This is a genomic window from Bordetella genomosp. 7, assembly GCF_002261415.1.
GTDB lineage: Bacteria > Pseudomonadota > Gammaproteobacteria > Burkholderiales > Burkholderiaceae_B > Bordetella_A.
This window is the reverse complement of record NZ_NEVI01000005.1, coordinates 143842-163696: the sequence shown is the minus strand read 5'-3', so window position 1 is coordinate 163696 and position 19855 is coordinate 143842. Positions and strand designations below refer to the sequence as shown.

Genomic DNA, 19855 nt, shown 5'->3' with positions numbered 1-19855 from the left:
TAATAATCGTGCATCGTCGATTTGACGGTAATTTTTTTCACAGAGACCGGGTCATGGAAAACACTGCCGACATCGCTCCGAATGCCGGGTTCGCGCTGGATGCCGACGGCAAAGGGCTGGGCGCGTTTCCCGGCGGCTGGCCGGCAGACCAGGTGGGCGAGCTGGGTTGGAACCTGTTGCGTGAAGATGTCAGCCTGCCGGTGGCGGTGCTGTACGAAGCCCGCATGAACCACAACCTGCAATGGATGCAGCAGTTCATGCAGGAATACCGGGTCAAGCTGGCGCCGCACGGCAAAACCACCATGAGTCCCGCGCTCTTCCAGCGCCAGATCCAAGGCGGCGCGTGGGGCATCACCCTGGCCACGGCGCCACAGGTGCGCGCGGCGTATCGCCACGGGATACGCACGGTGCTGATGGCGAACCAGTTGGTGGGGCGGGCGAACATGGCGATGATCGCCGAGCTGCTGCGCGACCCTGAGTTCAGTTTTTTTTGCCTGCTCGACTCGGCCGCCAACGCAGCCCAGTTGGGTGATTTTTTCTCCCGGCAGGGCCTGCGCCTGCCGGTGCTGATAGAACTCGGCGTGCCCGGCGGCCGCACCGGTGTTCGCGATGAATCGCAACTGCAGGCGCTGTTGGCTGAAATCGAACGTTGGCCGCAGGCCCTGGCGCTGTGCGGCATCGAAATCTACGAAGGCGTGCTGCAAGAAGAGGACGCGATCCGGGCCTTCCTGCAGCGCGCGACCCGCACGCTGAGCGCCCTGGCCGCACACGGCCGGTTGCGCAAAGACGGCCCTGCCATGCTGTCGGGCGCGGGTTCCGCCTGGTTCGACGTGGTTGCCGAAGAGTTCTCGGGCCTGGATATCGGCATGCCGCTGGACATCATCTTGCGGCCGGGCTGTTATCTGTCGCACGACGTAGGCATTTATCGCACGGCGGCCGAACGCATTGCCGCGCACAACCCGGTCGCGCGCCGTCTGGCGCCCGGCCTGCTGCCCGCTCTGCAGGTCTGGGCCTATGTCCAGTCGGTGCCTGAGCCCGGACGTGCCATCGTGGCCATGGGCAAGCGCGACGCGGCCTTCGACGCGGGCTTGCCGGTGCCTGCGGTGCATTACCGCCCGGGCGGCGCGGCTCCGTTGCCTGTCCCGCCGACTTGGCGGCTGACCGCCATGATGGACCAGCATGCGTTCCTCGAAGTCGCGCACGGCGAGGACATCCGGGTCGGCGACATGATTGCATTCGACATTTCCCATCCCTGCCTGACTTTCGACAAATGGCGGCAGGTACTCCTGATCGATGAGCAGTACCAGATCACTGGCGTGGCGCCGACCTGCTTCTGACGCCACCGCATGTTGTTGACCCCACTGGAGACAGACCCATGAAACTCTGTACCTTCCGGCAACGCGCCGGCTTGAGCGGTGTGCTTGCGGCCGGCGTCATCGGCCTGGCCACGCTGACGCTGCCGGCGACGGCCGCCACGCCAACCAAGGGCGGCACCATCACGGTAGCGACGATCGGCGAGCCGCCCACGCTGGACCCTATGGCCAGCACGGCCGACCTGGTCGGGATACTGACGCAGCACATCTTCGAAACGCTATATACCTTCGATGCAAAGTGGAGCCCCACGCCGCTGCTTGCGGCCAAGCTGCCGCAGATCAGCGACGACGGCCTGACCTACACCATCGCGCTTCGCCAGGGCATCAACTTTCATGACGGCTCGGCCATGGATTCGGCCGACGTCGTGGCGTCGCTCAAGCGCTGGACGGAAACGGCATCGCGCGGCAAGCAGGCCGCCAAGCTCATCAGCGCCATCGAAGCAACCGACGCCCACACGGTGCGCATCGTGCTGAAAGAACCCTACGCGCCGCTGACCGCCCTGCTGGCCATGAACAACAGCGCGGCAGTCGTCATGCCGCAGGAAAAGCTGGCCACGCCCCTTAAAGAGTTCATCGGCACGGGGCCCTACCAGCTCAAGGCCCGCGTGCCCGACCAGTACATCCAGCTCGCCCGCTACGATGGCTATCAACCCCTGGACGGAGAGCCCGATGGCTACGGCGGCGCGCGCAAGCAATATCTGGACGAGATCCGTTTCGCCCCCGTCAGCAATGCCAATACACGCGTAGAAGGCGCCGCGGCGGGGCAATACGACTATGTGGATGCCCTGTCCGTGGAGTCGATCGGCAAGTTGAAGAACGGCCGCTCGGATCCGGTATTGCTCAAGCCCTTCGGCTGGCCGCGCCTGGTGTTGAATACCCGCCAGGGCATCATGTCGAGCCTGCCCGCGCGCCAGGCCGTGCAACGCGCCCTGAACGAAGAAGACATGCTGTACGCGGCCTTTGGCAACAAAGACTTCTACAGCCTGAACGGCGACCTGTATCCGCAGGGCTTTCCCTGGGCCACGAGCCTGGGCGGCAAGGTCTACAACCAGGGCGATGCGGCAGGCGCGAAGAAGCTGCTGGACGAGGCAAATGTGCAGGACCGTACCATCCGCATCCTGACCAGCCAGCAATACGAGTTCCATTACAAAATGGCGCTGGTGGCGGCGGAGTACCTCAAGGCAGCCGGCTTCAAGGTCGACATGCAAGTCGTTGACTGGGCCACGCTGACGCAACGCCGCCAGGATCCCGCCTTGTGGGACATCTTCATCACCCACAGCCCGTTCCTGCCCGAGCCGGCGCTGATCGATTTCCCGTCCAAGGACGCGCCCGGCTGGTGGGACACGCCGCGCCGCGCCCAGGTGCTCGATGCCTTCAACCAGGCGCGCACGCAGGAAGAACGGATCAGGCTGTGGGCCGACGTGCAGCAGGCGGTGTTTGACGAAGTGCCGTTCATCAAAGTGGGCGACTTCAATTCGCTGGCCGCGAAATCGCCCTCGCTGCAGGGCGTGCAGCCGGCGCCGTGGCCGTACTTCTGGAACGCCTGGAAGGCAGCCAAATAATGCACGCGCAACACTGAGGACGGCACCGTGCTGCGCTATCTGTTGAACCGGCTGGTGGGCCTGGTGGCGGTGATGTTCATCGTGGCCACCATCGCATTCGTGATCCTGCGGCTGACGCCCGGCGACCCGGCGGCCGTGATGCTGGGCCCGCAGGCAAGCCAGCAGGACATCGACACCCTGCGTGCGCGCCTGGGGCTGGACCAGCCGCTGGCGCTGCAGTACGTCACCTGGCTGGGCCAGCTGGCCCGGGGCGACCTGGGCCAATCCATATTCCTGGACCAGCCCGTGATCTCTGCCCTGGCCGACCGCGCCGAGCCCACGTTCCTGCTGACCCTGATGTCCCTGGCCCTGGCCAGCGCCATTGCCGTGCCAGTGGGCATCCTGTCGGCAGTAAAGCGCGGCACCCGGCTGGATCAGTCGGTGTTGAGCTTTTCCATGTTCACCTCCAGCGTGCCCAGCTTCTGGCTGGGGCTGCTGCTGATGCAATTGTTCTCGGTAAAACTGGGCTGGCTGCCGGTGGCGGGCTATGGCGGCCCGGACGCCAGCCTTGCGACGCGCCTGTCGCATCTGGTGCTGCCGGCGGTGGTGCTGGGGCTGGTGAATTCCGCGCTGATCACGCGTTTCATCCGCGCCAGCATGCTCGACGTGCTGCGCGACGACTATGTGCGCACGGCCCGCGCGAAGGGGTTGCCGGAATTCAAGGTGATACTCAAGCACGCGGTGCGCAACGCGCTGATTCCCATCCTGACGGTGCTGGGCCTGACCACGGCACTGCTCGTCAGCGGGGCCGTGGTCACCGAAACCGTGTTCGGGCTGCCCGGCGTGGGCAACCTGGTGGTTTCGGCGGTGCTGCGCCGCGACTACCCGGTGATCCAGGGCGCATTGCTGGTCATCGCCGCGATCTACGTGTTGATCAACTTGTTTATCGATCTGCTGTATCTGCTGGTCGACCCCAGGGTGAAGTACTGACATGGGCATGGCAATCCCTACTCCGGCCGGCGGCGAGCGCTGGCAACTGTTGCGCCTGATGGCGGCGCGCAAGACGGTACTGGTCAGCCTGATTGTGCTGGTCGTGCTCGTGGGCGCTGCGTTGCTGGCGCCTTGGATCAGCCCTTTCGACCCTTACAAGCTTTCCATCATGAACCGCCTGCAGGCGCCGGGCGCGGCGCACTGGTTCGGCACCGACGACTTCGGCCGCGATGTCTTCAGCCGCGTCATATACGGTGGCCGGCTGTCGTTGCTGGTGGGGTTTCTCGTCGTGCTGCTGGCCAGCGTGCTGGGAATCGCCCTGGGCCTGACCGCGGGTTTCTTCCGCGGCGCCGACAAGGTGGTGTCGCGGCTGATTGACGCGATGATGGCGTTTCCCGACATCCTGCTGGCCATTGCGCTGGTGGCGGCGCTGGGACCTTCTCTGCTGAACGTCGTGATCGCGCTGGGCATCGTGTATGCGCCGCGGCTGGCGCGCATCGTGCGCGCGTCCACGCTGGTCATCCGCGAACTGCCATTCGTCGAAGCGGCGCGTGCGCTGGGCGTGCCGACGTGGCGCATCGTCACCGTGCACGTGCTGCGCAACCTGATGTCGCCCCTGCTGGTGCAGGGCACCTTTATTTTTGCGTACGCGATTCTTGCCGAGGCCGGCCTGTCGTTCCTGGGCGTGGGCGTATCGCCCGACATTCCCACCTGGGGCACCATGATCAACGCCGGTCAGCAATACATGGGCACCGCCGACTGGATCATGGTGTTTCCCGGCATAGCCATCGTGCTGTCCGTGCTGTCGCTGCAACTGGTGGGCGACGGCCTGCGCGACGTGCTCGATCCGCGCCTGCGCAACGAACTGTAGGCGGCGAAAACCATGGAACAACTCATGACTACGCCGGCCCCGGCCGCCGCGCCTGACCGGCAACAAGACATCATCCTGTCGGTCGATGGCCTGAAAACCTGGTTCCACAGCCGCGAGGGCATCGCCCGCTCGGTAGACGGCGTCACCTTCGACCTGGCGCGCGGCGAAACGCTGGCGCTGGTCGGCGAATCGGGTTCTGGAAAATCGGTCACCAGCCTGTCGATCATGGGGCTGCTGCCCAAGCCGGCCGGCCGCATACAGGCTGGCAGCATCCGGTTCCGCGACCGCCGCGGCCAGGTGCACGACCTCACCCAGGCATCGCCGGCCACGCTGCGCCGCATCCGCGGGGCCGAGATCGCGATGATCTTCCAGGAACCGATGACCAGCCTGAATCCGCTGTACACGGTGGGCGACCAGATCGCCGAAGCCGTGCTGCAGCACGAGGGCGGTACGCGGGCGGCCGCGACGGCTCGCGCGCGCGACATGCTCGAGCGCGTCGAAATACCGGCCGCCGCGCGCCGCGTGAACGACTACCCCCACCAGATGTCGGGCGGCATGCGCCAGCGTGTCATGATCGCGCTGGCGCTGGCGTGCAACCCGTCGGTGCTGATTGCCGACGAGCCCACTACCGCACTGGACGTCACAGTACAGGCGCAGATCCTGGACTTGTTGCGCCGCCTTCAGGCGGAATCGGGCATGAGCATTCTGTTCGTGACGCACAATCTGGGGGTGGTCGCCGAAATCGCGCACCGGGTGGCCGTCATGTATGCCGGCCGGGTCGTAGAGGACGCCGGGGTGCACGACCTCTTTGACCAGCCCTCGCACCCCTACACGCGCGGACTGCTGTCGTGCATACCCACGGCCGCCCTGCTCGCCTCGCGACAACGGCTGCAGCCCATTCCCGGCAACGTGCCCAGCGTGCTGGCCCTGCCGCCCGGCTGCACCTTCGCGCCCCGCTGCGCGCTGGCCGATGCCGCCTGCACGCAGGCTGTGCCCGAGCTGGCGCCGGTGCGGGCGGCGCACCTGGCACGCTGTATCAAGGTAACGCCTCAATGATGAAGCCGATATCCGCAGACCCCCTCGTACGCGTGCAGGGCCTGACCGTGCACTTTCCCACCGGCCCCGCACGTCGCGGACAGGTGGTGCGCGCCGTCGAAGACGTCAGTTTCGATGTGCCCCGCCGCTCGATTGTGGGGCTGGTGGGCGAGTCGGGCTCGGGCAAAACCACTACGGGCCGCGCCCTGCTGCGGCTGTTTCCCCCCACTTCGGGCAAGGTCGTCTTTGACGGTACCGACCTGACCCGGCTGGAAGAATCACGCATGCTGCCCTGGCGCCGCCGCATGCAGATCGTGTTCCAGGACCCTTATGCCAGCCTGAACCCGCGCATGACGGTGGGCGAGATCCTGGGCGAAGCTCTGGATACTCACGGCCTGGCGCGCAATCGGCGCACCGAGCGCATCGGCGAGCTGCTGGAGCGGGTGGGCCTGCATCCCGACCAGAGGCGCCGCTACCCGCACGAGTTCTCGGGCGGACAGCGCCAGCGCATCGGCATCGCGCGCGCGCTGGCCGTGGAGCCCGAATTTATCGTGGCGGACGAACCGGTGTCGGCGCTGGACGTGTCGGTGCAGGCGCAGGTGCTGAACCTGCTGCAGGACTTGCAGCGCGACCTGGGCCTGACCATGCTGTTCGTCGCGCACGACCTGGCCGTGGTGGACTACCTGTGCGATGAAGTGGTGGTCCTGTACCTGGGCCGCGTGATGGAACGCGGCCCCACGCGCCGCGTATACGATAATCCGCGCCACCCGTATACGCGCGCGCTGTTGTCGGCGGCGCCCGTGCCCGACCCGCGCGCCCCGCGCTCGCGGATTCTGCTCAAGGGCGAAATTCCCAGCCCGGTGGACCCGCCCTCGGGGTGCGTGTTCCGCACACGCTGCCCGCATGCGGCCGCCATCTGCGCCGATGCCGCGCCCGTCGCCCGCGACCTGGGTGACGGTCATTACGCCGCCTGTACCCGCCTGGACGAGATTCTTCCATGACAGCTTCTTCCCCTGCCGGCAAACGCAATACCGCCCTGCCCACGCCACGCGACATCGTCTACCAGGTACGCAGCCGGCGCGACGCACTGAGCGCCACCGAACGCAAAGTGGCCGACGCCATTCTGGACGACATTGCCGCCGCAGCAGCCGCTACCGTAGACCAGCTGGCCGCCAAGGCGGGCGTCAGCATCGCGACCATCTCGCGGTTTGCCCGGTCGGTGGGGTGCGACGACACCCGCGACCTCAAGCTGAAACTGGCGCAGGCCAGCGCGGTCGGCGAACGCTTTCTTGATCCGTCGACCCCCGAAGAAAGCACTTTCTACGCACGCCTGTACGCGGACATCGAGACCACGCTGCGCGAACACCTGCCGCTGTTTTCCGAGGCCCTGTTCGAACAGGCCGCAGGCATCGTGCGCGACGCGCGCATGACGTACGTATTCGGCATGGGCGGCGCCTCGGCGGTGCTGGCCCAGGAAATGCAGTCGCGGCTGGTGCGGCTGGGCTACGCCGTGGCGGCCTACAGCGATGCCGTGCTGCTGCGCATGGTGGCAGCCACGCTGGATGAACGCGACGTGGTGGTGGTGCTGTCGACATCGGGCCTCACGCCCGAGATCCTGGCGGCCGCGCGCATCGTTAAACAGTACGGGGCGCAGCTGCTCGCGCTGACCGATCCCACTTCGCCGCTGGCCGAGCTGGCCGACGTATCGGTGCCCATCCGCACCGCCGAAACGGACTTCATCTACAAGCCCTCATCGTCTCGCTACGCCATGCTGCTGGCGATCGACATCCTGGCGACCGAACTGGCCCTGGCGCGCCAGGAAGCCACGCAGGAACGGCTGCGCCGCATCAAGCTGGCGCTGGATGCATACCGTGGAGGCCCCAACCGCCTGCCGCTGGGAGACTGACACATGTACGACACCTTGATCCGCGGTGCGTGCGTGCTCGACGGCAGCGGCGCGGAAGGCTTCGTGGCCGACGTCGCGGTGGCCGACGGGCGCATCGCCGCCCTGGGCGACCTGGGCGAGGCCCGCGCGCGCGAGCACATCGACGGCGCCGGCCTGGCGCTGGCGCCGGGCTTCATCGACGTGCATACGCACGACGACACGAATGTGATCCGCACGCCAGACATGCTGCCCAAGCTGTCGCAAGGCGTCACCACGGTGATAGTGGGAAACTGCGGCATCAGCGCCGCGCCCGTGACGCTGCGTGGCGACCCGCCCGACCCCATGAACCTGCTGGGCGGCCGACGCGACTTCACGTATCCCTCATTCGCCGCCTATACCCGTGCGGTGGACGCCGCGCGGCCCACGGTGAACGTGGCGGCGCTGGTGGGCCATACGGCCCTGCGCAGCAACCACATGGACAGGCTCGACCGCCGCGCCACAGACGCCGAGATCCGGGCCATGCGCGCGCAGCTGCGCGACGCGCTGCAACATGGCGCCCTGGGTCTGAGCACCGGGCTGGCCTATGCATCGGCCCATCATGCGGATACATCCGAAGTGCAGGCGCTGGCAGAGGAACTCGACGCGTTCGGCGCCCTGTACACCACCCACTTGCGATCCGAATTCGCCGAGATCCTGCAGGCCATGCAGGAAGCCTACGACATCGCCGGGCATGCGCGCGTGCCCCTGATCGTTTCGCACCTGAAGTGCGCCGGCGCGGGCAACTGGGGCCGCAGCCACGAGGTGCTCGACAGCCTGGACACCGCCGGACGCTACTTGCCCGTGGGCTGCGACTGCTATCCCTATTCCGCCAGCTCGTCCACCCTGGACCTGAAGCAGGTCACCAGCGACTTCGATATCGACATCACCTGGTCGCAGCCGCATCCCGAGATGGCCGGCCGCAAGCTCGCGGCTATCGCCGAGCAATGGGATGTGTCGCTGCTGGAGGCCGCGCGCCGGCTGCAGCCGGCAGGCGCCGTCTATCACGGCATGCGCGAAGACGACGTGCGCCGCATCCTGGCGCATCGCCTGACGATGGTGGGTTCCGATGGCCTGCCCAACGACCCCCTGCCGCATCCGCGCCTGTGGGGCGCTTTCCCGCGCGTGCTGGGCCACTACAGCCGCGAACTGGGCCTGTTTCCCCTGGCCCAGGCGGTGCACAAGATGACAGGCCTGTCCGCGGCCCGCTTCGGGCTGCGCGAACGCGGGCTGCTGCGGCGCGGACACTATGCGGACCTGGTGCTGTTCGACCCGTCCAGCATCGCCGACCGCGCGACCTATGCCGAGCCCAGGCAGCCCGCGGCCGGCATCGTTGCCGTGTGGGTCAACGGGGCGCTTTCGTACCATGACGGCGGCCTTACCGGCGCGCGCGCAGGCCGCTGGCTGCCGCGCGGCGGCGACCTGCGCGACGGCTTCAACGCATTTTCCTAGTCTTGCCCATTCAGGAGCGCTACATGAATTCAAGCCCTACCGCCGACGCGAACGGCATCATCCGCTATGGCGCCGCGGGCGGCACCGGCCAGGGCGGCCAGCACATGCCATTTTCGCGAGCCGTGCAGGCTGACGGCTGGCTATACGTGTCGGGCCAGGTGCCCATGCGGGACGGAGAAGTCGTAGAAGGCGGCATAGTCACGCAATCGCGCGTGGCCATCGAAAATGTGCTGGCCATCCTGCGCGAGGCAGGCTACGGGCCGGAGCACGTGGTTCGCTGTGGCGTCTGGCTAGACGACCCCCGCGATTTCGCCGCATTCAATAAGGTGTTCCTGGAGGTCTTCGGCGCCCATCCGCCGGCGCGGGCCTGCGTGGAATCGCGGCTGGTGATCGACGCCAGAGTAGAGGTCGACTGCGTAGCGTACAAGAAGCCCTAGCCCTGCACGGCCGGTGCAGGGCACGCTGCCGGAATGCTTATGGCAGCGGCTGGCCGGCAAACCAGCGCGACAGCAGGTCGTTGACCACGGCCGCGCCTTCGTACTGCACCCAATGGCCCGCATCGGGCACGACACGCCATTCACGCCCCGCCCCCTGCGCGGCGATGGCGGGCGCCACCTGGCGCGCCCGGGCAGTGACGTCTTGTTCGCCCCAGATCAGCAGCACGGGGCCGGCGTACTGGCGCAGCGCCCGCACCATGCCGTCGCCCTGCGAAGCCGTGCGGCTGCGAAAGCGCGTGGCCAGGCAGCTGATCTCGTGCACATCCAGGGCGAGCTCGTCGGGGTCGTGCCGATACAACATCAATTCGTTGAGGTTGTGGCGCAGGATGTCGCGCCGCTGCGTGGCCGAGCCTGCCGAGCGCCACTGGCGCAGGTCCAGCGTGCGCGGACGCGGCGTGCCATGGCCACCCGAGCCCATCAAGGCCAGCCGCGTCACGCGAGGGCGCTGCGCAGCCAGGCGCGCCGCGACCAGGCCGCCAAAAGAAAAGCCGGCCAGGCCGATGGGCGTGTCGGGCCCGACGGCATGGTCCAGCGATGTACGCAGCGCGTCCAGCAAGGGCGCCAGATCGTCGTCACCATCGGCGGGCGGAACATCGGCCGAATTCAGGTAGCCCGGCATGTTGGGCACCCACACCGTGTAGCGCCGCGCCAGCGCCTCGATGTTGCGTATCCAGTGCAGCCAGCTTCCATGGCCGCCGTGCAGCAGCACCAGCGGTTCGCCGCTGCCCAGCCGCTGCCACCGCACCGTGCCGTGCGGTCCGGGAACATCCAGGGACTCTACCCGTGCGCCAAGCCGCAGAATTTCCGGGTGCGCGGCCGAAACCGCCCCGGGCGTGCCCGCCACGCGGGCTGGTGCGTCACATCTTGACGACATCGACGCCGGCCGGCGGGGTGAAACCGAACTCGCCAGCGGGCAGCGCAGGGTTGGCCTGGATATTGGAAAGCTCGACGCGCGTGGTCTGGCCGAAGGCATCGAGCAGCTCGACACGCGCCGGCAAGTTGCCGCGCATGCCGATGTCCACCTGCGCAAAGCCGGCGTCGGCGTTGCGGGGCTTGGCACGCAGCCATTCCATGCCATCGCGGGCCGGCAATGCGCTGACCTCGAACGCCTGTTCCAGTTCGCCCGAGCCGAACAGGATGGCGGCCGGAGAGGTGCCGATTGCCTGGTCGACCTTGCGTACGGTTACCTGGGCCAGATCGGGGTCGTATTGGTACACCTGCTGCCCGTCCGACACCACCAGCTGTTCATAAGGCTGGCTGACCGCCCACTTGAACTTGCCGGGGCGCTGGAAGGCGAAGGTGCCGCTTTGCGGCCGTTGCGGGTTGCCCTGCGGCCCTGTGGTGGACTGCGTGAAGCTGCCCGTGGCGGTTTTGATTTCGGCCACGAAGGCCTTGAGCTGGGTGCGCGCGTCGGCCGCCATGGCGGCAAGGGGGCAAAGCAGCAGCAACGTGGCCGTGGCGGCCAGGCGGCGTAGACCGGGCATCAGGCTTCCTCTTTGGACGGCACCAGGATTTCGCGGTTGCCGTTGGATTGCATAGGCGACACCATACCCGATTGTTCCATTTGTTCGAGTAACCGGGCCGCACGGTTGTAACCGATCCGCAAGTGGCGCTGCACCAGTGATATCGACGCGCGGCGGTGCTTCAGCACGACTTCGCATGCCTGGTCGTACATGGGATCGCTTTCGGAATCGGTGAATCCGGTAACGCTGCCCACGCCGTCGCCCGTTTCGCCTTCCACCGCACCTTCGAGCAGGCCCTCGACATAGTTGGGTTCGCCCTGCGTTTTCAGGTGCTCGACCACCCGGTGCACTTCGTCATCGGACACGAACGCGCCGTGCACGCGCACCGGCAGGCCGGTGCCCGGCGGCATGTACAGCATGTCGCCCTGGCCCAGCAGGGTTTCCGCGCCCATCTGGTCGAGGATGGTGCGCGAATCGACCTTGGACGACACCTGGAACGCGATGCGCGTGGGGATGTTCGCCTTGATCAGGCCCGTAATGACATCGACGCTGGGCCGCTGGGTGGCAAGAATAAGATGAATGCCGGCTGCGCGCGCTTTCTGCGCCAGGCGGGCGATGAGTTCTTCGATCTTCTTGCCCACCACCATCATCAGGTCGGCAAGTTCGTCGATCACCACCACGATAGTGGGCAGCGTCGTAAGCGGCTCGGGCTGGTCGGGCGTCAGCGAGAAGGGGTTGGGTATGGGCTCTTCGCGCTTGATGGCATCGCGTATCTTGGCGTTGTAGCCAGCCAGGTTGCGCACCCCCATCTTGCTCATCAGGCGGTAGCGCTTTTCCATTTCGCCCACGCACCAGTTCAGCGCGTTCGCGGCCTGCCGCATGTCGGTGACCACCGGCGAAAGCAGGTGCGGAATGCCTTCGTAGACGCTCATTTCGAGCATCTTGGGGTCGATGAGGATCAGGCGCGTGTCGGTGGCGCTGGCCTTGTACAGCAGCGACAGGATCATCGCGTTGATGCCCACCGACTTGCCCGAGCCCGTGGTGCCCGCCACCAGCAGGTGGGGCATCTTGGCCAGGTCGGCCACCACCGGATTGCCGGCGATGTCCTTGCCCAGCGCCATGGTCACCGTCGAATGGCTGGCGTGATAGGTTTGCGAACCCAGGATTTCAGACAGCTTCACCATCTGGCGGCGCGGGTTCGGCAGTTCCAGGCCCATGAGGTTCTTGCCCGGAATGGTTTCCACGACGCGGATACTCACCAGGCTCAGGGCGCGCGCCAGGTCTTTGGCCAGGTTGACGATCTGGCTGCCCTTCACGCCGGTGGCCGGCTCGATTTCATAGCGCGTGATCACCGGCCCCGCCTGGGCGGCCACGACCGTGACATTGACGCCGAAGTCGGCCAGTTTCTTTTCGATCAGACGGGACGTGAATTCGATAGTCTCGGCAGAGACGGTTTCCTGGTTGGTTGCGGCAGGATCGAGCAGGCTGACGGCGGGCAAGTCGCCCTCGCCGGCCGGCGGCGCGAACAGGGTCTGCTGCTTTTCTTTTTCGACTCGGTCGGAACGCGGCACGACGGTGATGGCAGGTTCGATGCGCACCGGCTGTTCGTGGGTCAGCTTTTCGTGCTTGGCCTCGACCTGTTCGGTACGCACGGCCTTGGCAACTTCGCCCACTTTGCGGTCCTGGCGGGCCGCGTACGAATCGCGCGCACGCCGCACCAGGTTTTCGATCCAGCCGCCCACGCGTTCGGCCACCTGCAGCCACGAGAACGAGAAGAACAGGCTCAGGCCCACCGCCAGCATGACCAGCAGCGCCAGCGTGCCGCCGGTAAAGCCCACGCCTTCGGACAGGGCGCCGGCCAGCATCTGGCCGATGACGCCGCCCGCGCCGCTGGCGCCGTCGGTACCGCCGGGCAGGTGCATTCCCCAGCTGTACAGGCGCAATGCCTCGATGCCCAGCGACCCCACCAGCACCAGGAAGAAACCGATGCCTTCTTCCCAGTGCACACGCGGCAGCACCTCGGGCTGGCGCGCATCGGACGTGCGCAGGTGGCTGGCCAGGCGCCGATAGCCCGCACGTACCCGGTGCAGCAGCAGCACGACCCACCACCAGGCGGAATATCCGAACAAATACAGAAGAATATCGGACAGGTACGCGCCCAGGGTACCCCCGCGGTTATGCACCACGCCGCCGGGTACGGAGTGCGACCACCCAGGGTCGGCGGGCGACCACGTGGCCAGCACCAGCGTCAACCACGCGGCCAGTGCGGCGAACAGAATCCAGCGTGCTTCACGCAGCAGCGCCGAAATGCGAGTCTGCAGGGGCGAAGGGCCGTTTCGGGTGTTGCGCGAGGCGCGCGGAGAGGCAGTTGAAATACGCGGCATGCGGCTCATTATAATTGGGCATCCACCTAAAGATACTTACCTATGTCCACGCCCAAACACGCTAAAGTCCTGATACTCGGGTCCGGCCCCGCCGGTTACACGGCCGCCGTCTATGCCGCGCGCGCCAATCTGGCCCCCGTACTTGTTACAGGCCTGGCCCAGGGCGGCCAGCTCATGACCACCACCGATGTCGATAACTGGCCGGCCGATGCCGCGGGCGTGCAGGGCCCCGACCTCATGCAGCGCTTCCAGCAGCACGCCGAGCGCTTCAATACCGAGATCATTTTCGACCACATCGCCAAAGTGGACTTGTCCAAGCGTCCGTTCACGCTGACGGGCGATACCGGCAACATCTACACCTGCGATTCGCTCATCATCGCCACGGGCGCTTCGGCCAAGTACCTGGGCCTGCCTTCTGAAGAAGCCTTCATGGGGCGCGGCGTGTCCGGCTGCGCCACCTGCGACGGGTTCTTCTACCGCAACCAGGATGTCGTCGTGGTGGGCGGAGGCAATACGGCCGTCGAAGAGGCACTCTACCTGTCCAACATCTGCCGCAAGGTCACGCTGATCCATCGCCGCGACAAGTTCCGCGCCGAGCCCATCCTGGTCGACAAGCTGATGGACAAGGTTGCCAACGGCAACATGGAGCTCAAACTGTTCCACACCCTGGAAGAAGTGCTGGGCGACGACAGCGGCGTCACCGGCGTGCGCCTGCGCCATACCGAAACCGGGGCCACGCAAGAGCTCGCGGCCACCGGTGCATTCATCGCCATCGGCCACCAGCCCAACACCGGCATCTTCGAAGGCCAGCTCGAGATGAAGGACGGCTACATCATCACCAAGAGCGGCCTGTCCGGCATGGCAACCATGACCTCCGTGCCCGGCGTCTTTGCCGCCGGCGACGTACAGGATCACGTCTATCGCCAGGCCATCACCAGCGCCGGTACGGGCTGCATGGCCGCGCTGGACGCTCAACGGTGGCTGGAGAATGCGCAGTAAAAAGATCGGCCTGGCCGACCTCAAGCATCTGCGCAAAGAAATACGCCAGTCACAAACGCAGGCGCGCGCGGCAGTGTCCGCCGCGCCCGTGGCCGAACCCGCCGACGATGGCGAGGCCTTGCGCCGCGCGCTACGGTCGGTCACGCCGCTCAAACCATCGGGCCGCCACACGGCGGCGCCTGCCGCCCCGGCCCCGTCCGGCACTGCCATCGCCTTGCGACGCGCCGCCGCGGTGGGCGAATCCGCAGCACGTGCCGATGCCGGGGTTTCCGACGGCGGCGACGTCGCCCACCTGCTTTCAGAAGGGGGCACGGCATATGTGCGCGCCGACGCCGCACCCGATACGGCGCGCAACCTGCGGCGCGGGCAATGGCCCGCCGGCGCCGAACTGGACCTGCACGGCCTGCGCGTAGCCCAGGCCCGCCATGCCGTGCTGGCCTTCCTGGACGAATGCCTGGAACACGGGATACGCTGTGTGCGCATCGTGCACGGCAAAGGCTACGGTTCGCAGGGCCTGGAGCCGGTGCTGAAAGACAAGGTGCGCACGTGGCTGGTACAGAAGCCCGACGTCATGGCCTTTTCGCAGGCTCCCGAACGTGAAGGCGGCGCAGGCGCGCTGCTGGTGCTATTGCGTAACCACAGCGGGCGGCGCACATGAAATGGGTATATCTCGGGTCGGCCATCCTGGCCGAAGTCATCGCCACCAGCGCGCTGAAAAGCGCCGATGGCTTCACACGGCTATGGCCATCGGTCATCACCGTGGCGGGCTATGCCGTCGCGTTTTACTTCCTTGCCCTGACGCTGCGCGACATACCCGTAGGCGTAGCCTATGCCATCTGGTCAGGGGTAGGCATTGTGCTGATCTCCCTGGTGGGCGCGCTGTTTTTCAAACAAAACCTGGACGCCCCGGCGCTGCTGGGCATGGGGCTGATCATCGCCGGTGTGGTGGTGATGAACCTGTTTTCGAAGTCCGTGGGGCACTGATCACTGCGCCACGCGCGGCGGGCCTTCGGGCTCGCGCAGGTACTGCACCAGCATCGCGGTGGCCCGGTCGGGCGGCGGCGTCAGCAGCGACACGACGATAATCGTCAGGAACGCCACGGGCGCTCCGAATACACCGGCGGCGATCGGCTGTATGCCCCACCACAGCTCCACCGGCTGGCTGCGCTCTACCCCGAACACCCATTCGCGCATCCATGGGTGCGTGTGCGACATATAGGCAAAGGTGGCGGCCAAGCCCGCGAGCATGCCGAACGTGGCGCCCCACTTGTTGGCACGCCGCCAGAAAATGCCCATGACCAGGGCCGGAAAGAACGACGATGCGGCGAACGAAAATGCCGCCGACACCATGAACAGAATGTCCGCCGGCTTGCGCGCGGCCACCCAGGCCGCCGCGAAAGCCACCGCCAGCAGCAATATCTTGGACACCATCACCCGCCGCGCCGCCGTCATGCGAGGCGACACCAGGCGATACCACATGTCGTGCGACAGAGAATTTGACAGGGTCAGCAGCAGGCCGTCCGCCGTGGACAGCGCGGCGGCCAGCCCGCCGGCGGCCACCAGCCCGGATACCACGTAAGGCAGCCCCCCGATCTCGGGCATGGCCAGCACCACCACGTCGGCGCCCATGCTGATCTCGCCCAGCTGCACCGTTCCGTCGCGATTGACATCGAGCAGCTGCAGCAGGTTCACGTCCACAGCGCTCCAGGCATGCACCCAACTGGGCAAGGATGCGAACTCAATGCCCACCACTTGCGTAAAGACCTCGTACTTCACCAGCAATGCCAGTGCGGGCGCCATGAAGTACAGCAGCAGGATGAACAGCAACGACCAGAATACCGATCGACGCGCCTCGACCACCGACGGCGTGGTGTATGACCGCATCAGAATGTGCGGCATGCCGGCGGTGCCGAGCATCAGGCACAACACCAGGGCCAGGAAATTGACGCGCATATCGGCGCGCTCTTTCGGGTCCTTGGCCGGATAGGGCTCGGCGTGCGGCACCGGCGGCGATCCGCGCGCTTCGTACACCGCGCGCGCCTGCGACCAGACGGCGCGCGCCTCTTCGACACTGGCCGGGTAGGTCTCGAGCTCGCGCTCCAGCGTGCGGATCTCGACCATGGGCGCGTCGGCGGCCGTCAGCGCGCCCAGCTGGCTGCGCAGGCGGTCTCGCTCCTGTGTCCACGAATCCGGCAGCGCCTGCAGGCGCTGAGTCATCTGGTCGGCGCGCGCCTGCCACAGCTGGCGGACTTGAAGCTCGGCCACATCCCTGCCCAGCTCGTCTTCCCGTTCGGTCACCTGCTGCAGCACTGTGCCGGCAGACAATTGCGGCAGCGGCATGCCTGTGTGCTTGACCGAGAGCCACACGACCGGCACCAGGTAAGCCACCACCAGGATGATGTACTGCCCCACCTGCGTCCAGGTCACGGCCCGCATGCCGCCCAGGAACGAACACACCAGCATGCCGCCCAAGGCGACAAAAATGCCCAGCTCGAACGATATGCCGGTCATGCGGGTGGTGATGATGCCCACGCCGTAGATCTGGGCCACCAGGTACGTAAACGAGCAGAGCACTGCGCAGGCCACGCCCGCCAGGCGCGCCAGATTGCCGCCGTAGCGCGCGCCCATGAAGTCGGGAATGGTGTACTGGCCGAATTTGCGCAGGTAAGGGGCAAGCAGAAGCGCCACCAACACGTAGCCGCCCGTCCATCCCATGATGTACGCCAGGCCGCCGTAGCCGGTAAGGTATAGCGTACCTGCCACGCCAATGAACGACGCCACCGACATCCAGTCGGCGGCCGTGGCCATGCCGTTATAGACGGCCGGCACGCGCCGCCCCGCAACGTAGTATTCGACCTGATCGGAGGTGCGGCACAGAATGCCGATCCCGGCATACAGGCTCACCGTCACCAGCAAAAATGCATAGCCTATCCAGTTGCGCGCCATGCCCGCGACTTCGGCAAGCGCCAGCAGCACGATCAACAGGACGAAACCGGCGGTGTACAGCACATAGATGCGCCGCAGGCGGATGTCGAATTGCCGGGGGTTGTCGCCGGTAAAGGGCATCAGCCGCTCCGCCCCGCGTCGTCTTCAGGCGGCCGCTCGTCGGCGCGGTTCATCACGCGCGCATAGATGCCGATCAGCACCAGGTACAGGAGCGGCGCGCCGTAGGCCGCCATCCAGAATGAAAACGGCCAGCCGATGAAGTCGAACGACAGTTCGCGGGCAAAGTACGCCGGCAGAAACGTCAATGCGGCCCAGCACGCACCCAGAATGGCGATCAGGATCAGGTTGCGCCGCCAGTAGCGGCGCGCGGCGATGGGGGTCGGGGCGCGGTTATCCGGCATGGGTCAGTATCCGGCTACGCACCGCTCTGGAAAGCCTGTGTGCACAAAAGCGGGCCCTGTAAGCGACAACGGCCGGCACGAAATGGTGCCAGCCGTTGTGCATTTTGCTTTTATAAGTACTGCTCGTTTTTTATACCGGTGCCGCCGGCCGCCCTTGCAGGGCTGTTTGTCTCCTCACCTGCATGGAAGAGGATTCTGCACCAGGAACGGGATTGCCACACTAGGGGAATGCCCTAAGACAGCGCGTGCCGGCCGATTATGCACCATATTGGTGCAACATTGTCCGCGGACCTATGGCCGGCTCGCCTACCCGCTAAGATACGAAAAGCACAAGTTTCGTATCTTTATGACCCGCATCAACTGCATCCCCGTCCAGGAACTGACCCGCCAGCACCTGATCGCCGAATACCGCGAACTGCCCCGCGTGTTCGCGCTGGCCCGCAAGGCCCATGAACGCGGGCCCGTGCCGCGGCCCACGGAATACACCCTGGGCAAGGGCCATTTGCTGTTTTTCTACACGCGCCTGGGTTACCTGGCGCGGCGCCAGGCCGATCTGGTGCTGGAAATGCAGCGACGCGGCTACCGGCCTTCGTACCTGACGCCGCTGGAGCAGGCCTACGCCGACCTTCCGGCCGAACTTTGGGGCGACTGGCAACCCACGCCCCAGGCCCAGCATCTGAACCGCCAGCGCATCGCAGAGCGGGGCGGTCCGGCCTACGCGCCGCCAGCGCCGGCCGCCAAAAAAAAGGCCACCCACATCGTGGATGGCCAAGAACAAGGCGCCCCGACTCCGCTCGGAAAAGGGCAACCCGTACCCTGATCAGAAGCGGTGACGCACGCCGACGCCGACGGTGGTCATCTTGTTGCCGTCGACGAAAGCATAGCCATCGGCATACGAGCCCACCGCATAGAGGTTGGTGCGCTTGGACAGGTCATACGTGTAGCCCACGCTGTAGATGTCCATGTTTTCCAGGCCCTGGTTGGGGTCGGCGCGCTGCCACGACGCAAACACATTGCTGGCCCCGCCGACGGGCGCGCTCAAGCCCACCAGGTACGAGTTGATTTTCAGGCCGTCCCAGGTGAAGCGATCGTTGGTGTCGCCCAGGCCGCGGGCCGGCGTGTTGTCGTTGAAAGCGCCGCCGCCCAGGTCGAAGTTCTGGCCGACGAACACGCCGTCCTTGGTGCGGCCATAGGCCAGCGCCAGCTTCACGACTTCGAAGTCATAGGCCGCGCCCAGGATGAACTGCTGGGGTTGCGGCTGGCTGGGATAGCGGAACTGCTGGTCGTAGGTAAAGGCGACTTGCAGCGGGCCGTTGGCATAGCGGATACCGGCCGTGATGGCGCGGTTGTTCTCATCGCTTTCAAAGTTGGTGGGGCCTTCGACGTCGTCGGTCGAGAAGGAATAACCCACGCCAGCCTGGAAGCCGCTCCAGCTGGGGGTCTGGTACATCACCATGTTGTCATAGCGTACCGTGTCGGCCGCGCTGAACGCCGTGCCCATGGACGAGTTCAGGTAGCTGAGCGAGAAAGGATCGATATCGGCGAAGTACTTCGATGCGATATTGGTTTGCCGGCCCAGATCCAGGCGGCCCCATTGATCGTGCTGCAGACCGACGGTGGCCTGGCGACCGAACAGGCGGTCACCCTGCAGGCTGTTGCCATTGCGGGCGCCGAAGCCGCTTTCCAGCACGAATACCGCCTGCAGGCCGTCGCCCAGGTCTTCCGTGCCGCGCAACCCCCAACGCGAACCGCTCTGGATGCCGTTGGTCATGCCGATGCGGGATTGGTAATCGCCGCCATATTGGCCGCGGTTGACATCGTCCGTGCCGACTTTGCCGCGCTGATACGTAATGCCGAGGTCGATCAAGCCGTACAGGGTCACCGACGTTTCCGCGTATGCCGATGCGCCGACACCGGCGAGTATGGCGCCGGCGAGCAAGGTTTTTGTTAGTTTCATTTCCTCATCCCGATCAAAAGTGATA

19 protein-coding genes are annotated in these 19855 nt (G+C 66.0%); 13 read left to right on the top strand and 6 right to left on the bottom strand.

Annotated features, from left to right (window positions below; all coding sequences use genetic code 11):
• Positions 1-53 precede the first annotated feature (53 nt).
• The 9 genes from CAL18_RS03535 to CAL18_RS03495 are packed head-to-tail and all read left to right on the top strand — an operon-like array spanning position 54 to position 9620.
• Positions 54-1337 (top strand): amino acid deaminase, encoded by a 1284-nt coding sequence (locus CAL18_RS03535; protein WP_051423630.1) that lies wholly within the window; start codon positions 54-56, stop codon positions 1335-1337.
• Positions 1338-1375: 38 nt separating this feature from the next.
• On the top strand, positions 1376-2935 hold the full coding sequence (locus tag CAL18_RS03530) for an ABC transporter substrate-binding protein (protein WP_026638421.1): 1560 nt from the start codon (positions 1376-1378) through the stop codon (positions 2933-2935).
• 27 nt (positions 2936-2962) lie between these two features.
• A complete protein-coding gene (locus tag CAL18_RS03525; protein ID WP_026638422.1) occupies positions 2963-3904 on the top strand; it encodes an ABC transporter permease in 942 nt (313 codons plus the stop codon).
• A gap of 7 nt (positions 3905-3911) precedes the next feature.
• Positions 3912-4775, top strand: coding sequence for an ABC transporter permease (locus CAL18_RS03520; protein ID WP_026638423.1), 864 nt, complete (start codon positions 3912-3914; stop codon positions 4773-4775).
• A 24-nt stretch (positions 4776-4799) separates the two neighbouring features.
• A complete protein-coding gene (locus CAL18_RS03515; RefSeq protein WP_094796392.1) occupies positions 4800-5831 on the top strand; it encodes an ABC transporter ATP-binding protein in 1032 nt (343 codons plus the stop codon).
• Positions 5828-6811 carry an ABC transporter ATP-binding protein gene (locus CAL18_RS03510; protein ID WP_026638425.1) on the top strand — a complete coding sequence of 328 codons (984 nt, stop codon included), beginning with the start codon at positions 5828-5830 and terminating at the stop codon, positions 6809-6811. The genes CAL18_RS03515 and CAL18_RS03510 overlap by 4 nt, the downstream gene beginning before the upstream one ends.
• Positions 6808-7716 carry a MurR/RpiR family transcriptional regulator gene (locus CAL18_RS03505; RefSeq protein WP_051423631.1) on the top strand — a complete coding sequence of 303 codons (909 nt, stop codon included), beginning with the start codon at positions 6808-6810 and terminating at the stop codon, positions 7714-7716. The genes CAL18_RS03510 and CAL18_RS03505 overlap by 4 nt, the downstream gene beginning before the upstream one ends.
• Positions 7717-7719: 3 nt before the next feature.
• Positions 7720-9183, top strand: a complete 1464-nt coding sequence (locus CAL18_RS03500) for an N-acyl-D-amino-acid deacylase family protein (RefSeq protein ID WP_094817346.1) — start codon at positions 7720-7722, stop codon at positions 9181-9183.
• 23 nt (positions 9184-9206) lie between these two features.
• Complete coding sequence (locus tag CAL18_RS03495) at positions 9207-9620, top strand: RidA family protein (RefSeq protein ID WP_026638428.1); 414 nt, start codon at positions 9207-9209, stop codon at positions 9618-9620.
• 37 nt (positions 9621-9657) lie between these two features.
• On the opposite strand, the gene CAL18_RS03490 is transcribed toward CAL18_RS03495, so the two are convergent.
• Genes CAL18_RS03490 through CAL18_RS03480 form a run of 3 tightly spaced genes read right to left on the bottom strand, consistent with a single transcriptional unit; the run spans position 9658 to position 13527 of the window.
• A complete protein-coding gene (locus CAL18_RS03490) occupies positions 9658-10554 on the bottom strand; it encodes an alpha/beta fold hydrolase (protein WP_094817345.1) in 897 nt (298 codons plus the stop codon).
• Positions 10538-11164, bottom strand: a complete 627-nt coding sequence (gene lolA, locus CAL18_RS03485; protein ID WP_026638430.1) for an outer membrane lipoprotein chaperone LolA — start codon at positions 11162-11164, stop codon at positions 10538-10540. The genes CAL18_RS03490 and lolA overlap by 17 nt, the downstream gene beginning before the upstream one ends.
• The gene (locus CAL18_RS03480) at positions 11164-13527 is read right to left on the bottom strand and encodes a DNA translocase FtsK (RefSeq protein WP_026638431.1); all 2364 of its coding nucleotides are present in this window, start codon (positions 13525-13527) and stop codon (positions 11164-11166) included. The genes lolA and CAL18_RS03480 overlap by 1 nt, the downstream gene beginning before the upstream one ends.
• 42 nt (positions 13528-13569) lie before the next feature.
• On the opposite strand from CAL18_RS03480, the gene trxB reads away from it, so the two are divergent.
• Genes trxB through CAL18_RS03465 form a run of 3 tightly spaced genes read left to right on the top strand, consistent with a single transcriptional unit; the run spans position 13570 to position 15510 of the window.
• Entirely contained in the window at positions 13570-14526 is a 957-nt protein-coding gene (trxB, locus tag CAL18_RS03475) for a thioredoxin-disulfide reductase (protein WP_094796071.1), read from the top strand.
• The gene (locus CAL18_RS03470; protein WP_094817344.1) at positions 14516-15184 is read left to right on the top strand and encodes a Smr/MutS family protein; all 669 of its coding nucleotides are present in this window, start codon (positions 14516-14518) and stop codon (positions 15182-15184) included. The genes trxB and CAL18_RS03470 overlap by 11 nt, the downstream gene beginning before the upstream one ends.
• The gene (locus CAL18_RS03465; protein ID WP_094817343.1) at positions 15181-15510 is read left to right on the top strand and encodes an SMR family transporter; all 330 of its coding nucleotides are present in this window, start codon (positions 15181-15183) and stop codon (positions 15508-15510) included. Before CAL18_RS03470 ends, CAL18_RS03465 begins: the two co-directional genes overlap by 4 nt.
• On the opposite strand, the gene CAL18_RS03460 is transcribed toward CAL18_RS03465, so the two are convergent.
• Together CAL18_RS03460 and CAL18_RS03455 are read right to left on the bottom strand one after the other, a co-directional pair.
• Positions 15511-17592, bottom strand: coding sequence for a sodium:solute symporter family protein (locus tag CAL18_RS03460; protein ID WP_094817342.1), 2082 nt, complete (start codon positions 17590-17592; stop codon positions 15511-15513).
• Complete coding sequence (locus CAL18_RS03455; RefSeq protein WP_026638436.1) at positions 17592-17873, bottom strand: DUF4212 domain-containing protein; 282 nt, start codon at positions 17871-17873, stop codon at positions 17592-17594. Before CAL18_RS03455 ends, CAL18_RS03460 begins: the two co-directional genes overlap by 1 nt.
• 346 nt (positions 17874-18219) lie before the next feature.
• Between CAL18_RS03455 and CAL18_RS03450 the strand changes: the two genes are divergently transcribed.
• Positions 18220-18693, top strand: a complete 474-nt coding sequence (locus tag CAL18_RS03450) for a pyrimidine dimer DNA glycosylase/endonuclease V (RefSeq protein ID WP_081745616.1) — start codon at positions 18220-18222, stop codon at positions 18691-18693.
• On the opposite strand, the gene CAL18_RS03445 is transcribed toward CAL18_RS03450, so the two are convergent.
• Positions 18694-19830 (bottom strand): porin, encoded by a 1137-nt coding sequence (locus CAL18_RS03445; protein ID WP_026638437.1) that lies wholly within the window; start codon positions 19828-19830, stop codon positions 18694-18696. It lies immediately after the preceding gene.
• Positions 19831-19855: the final 25 nt, after the last annotated feature.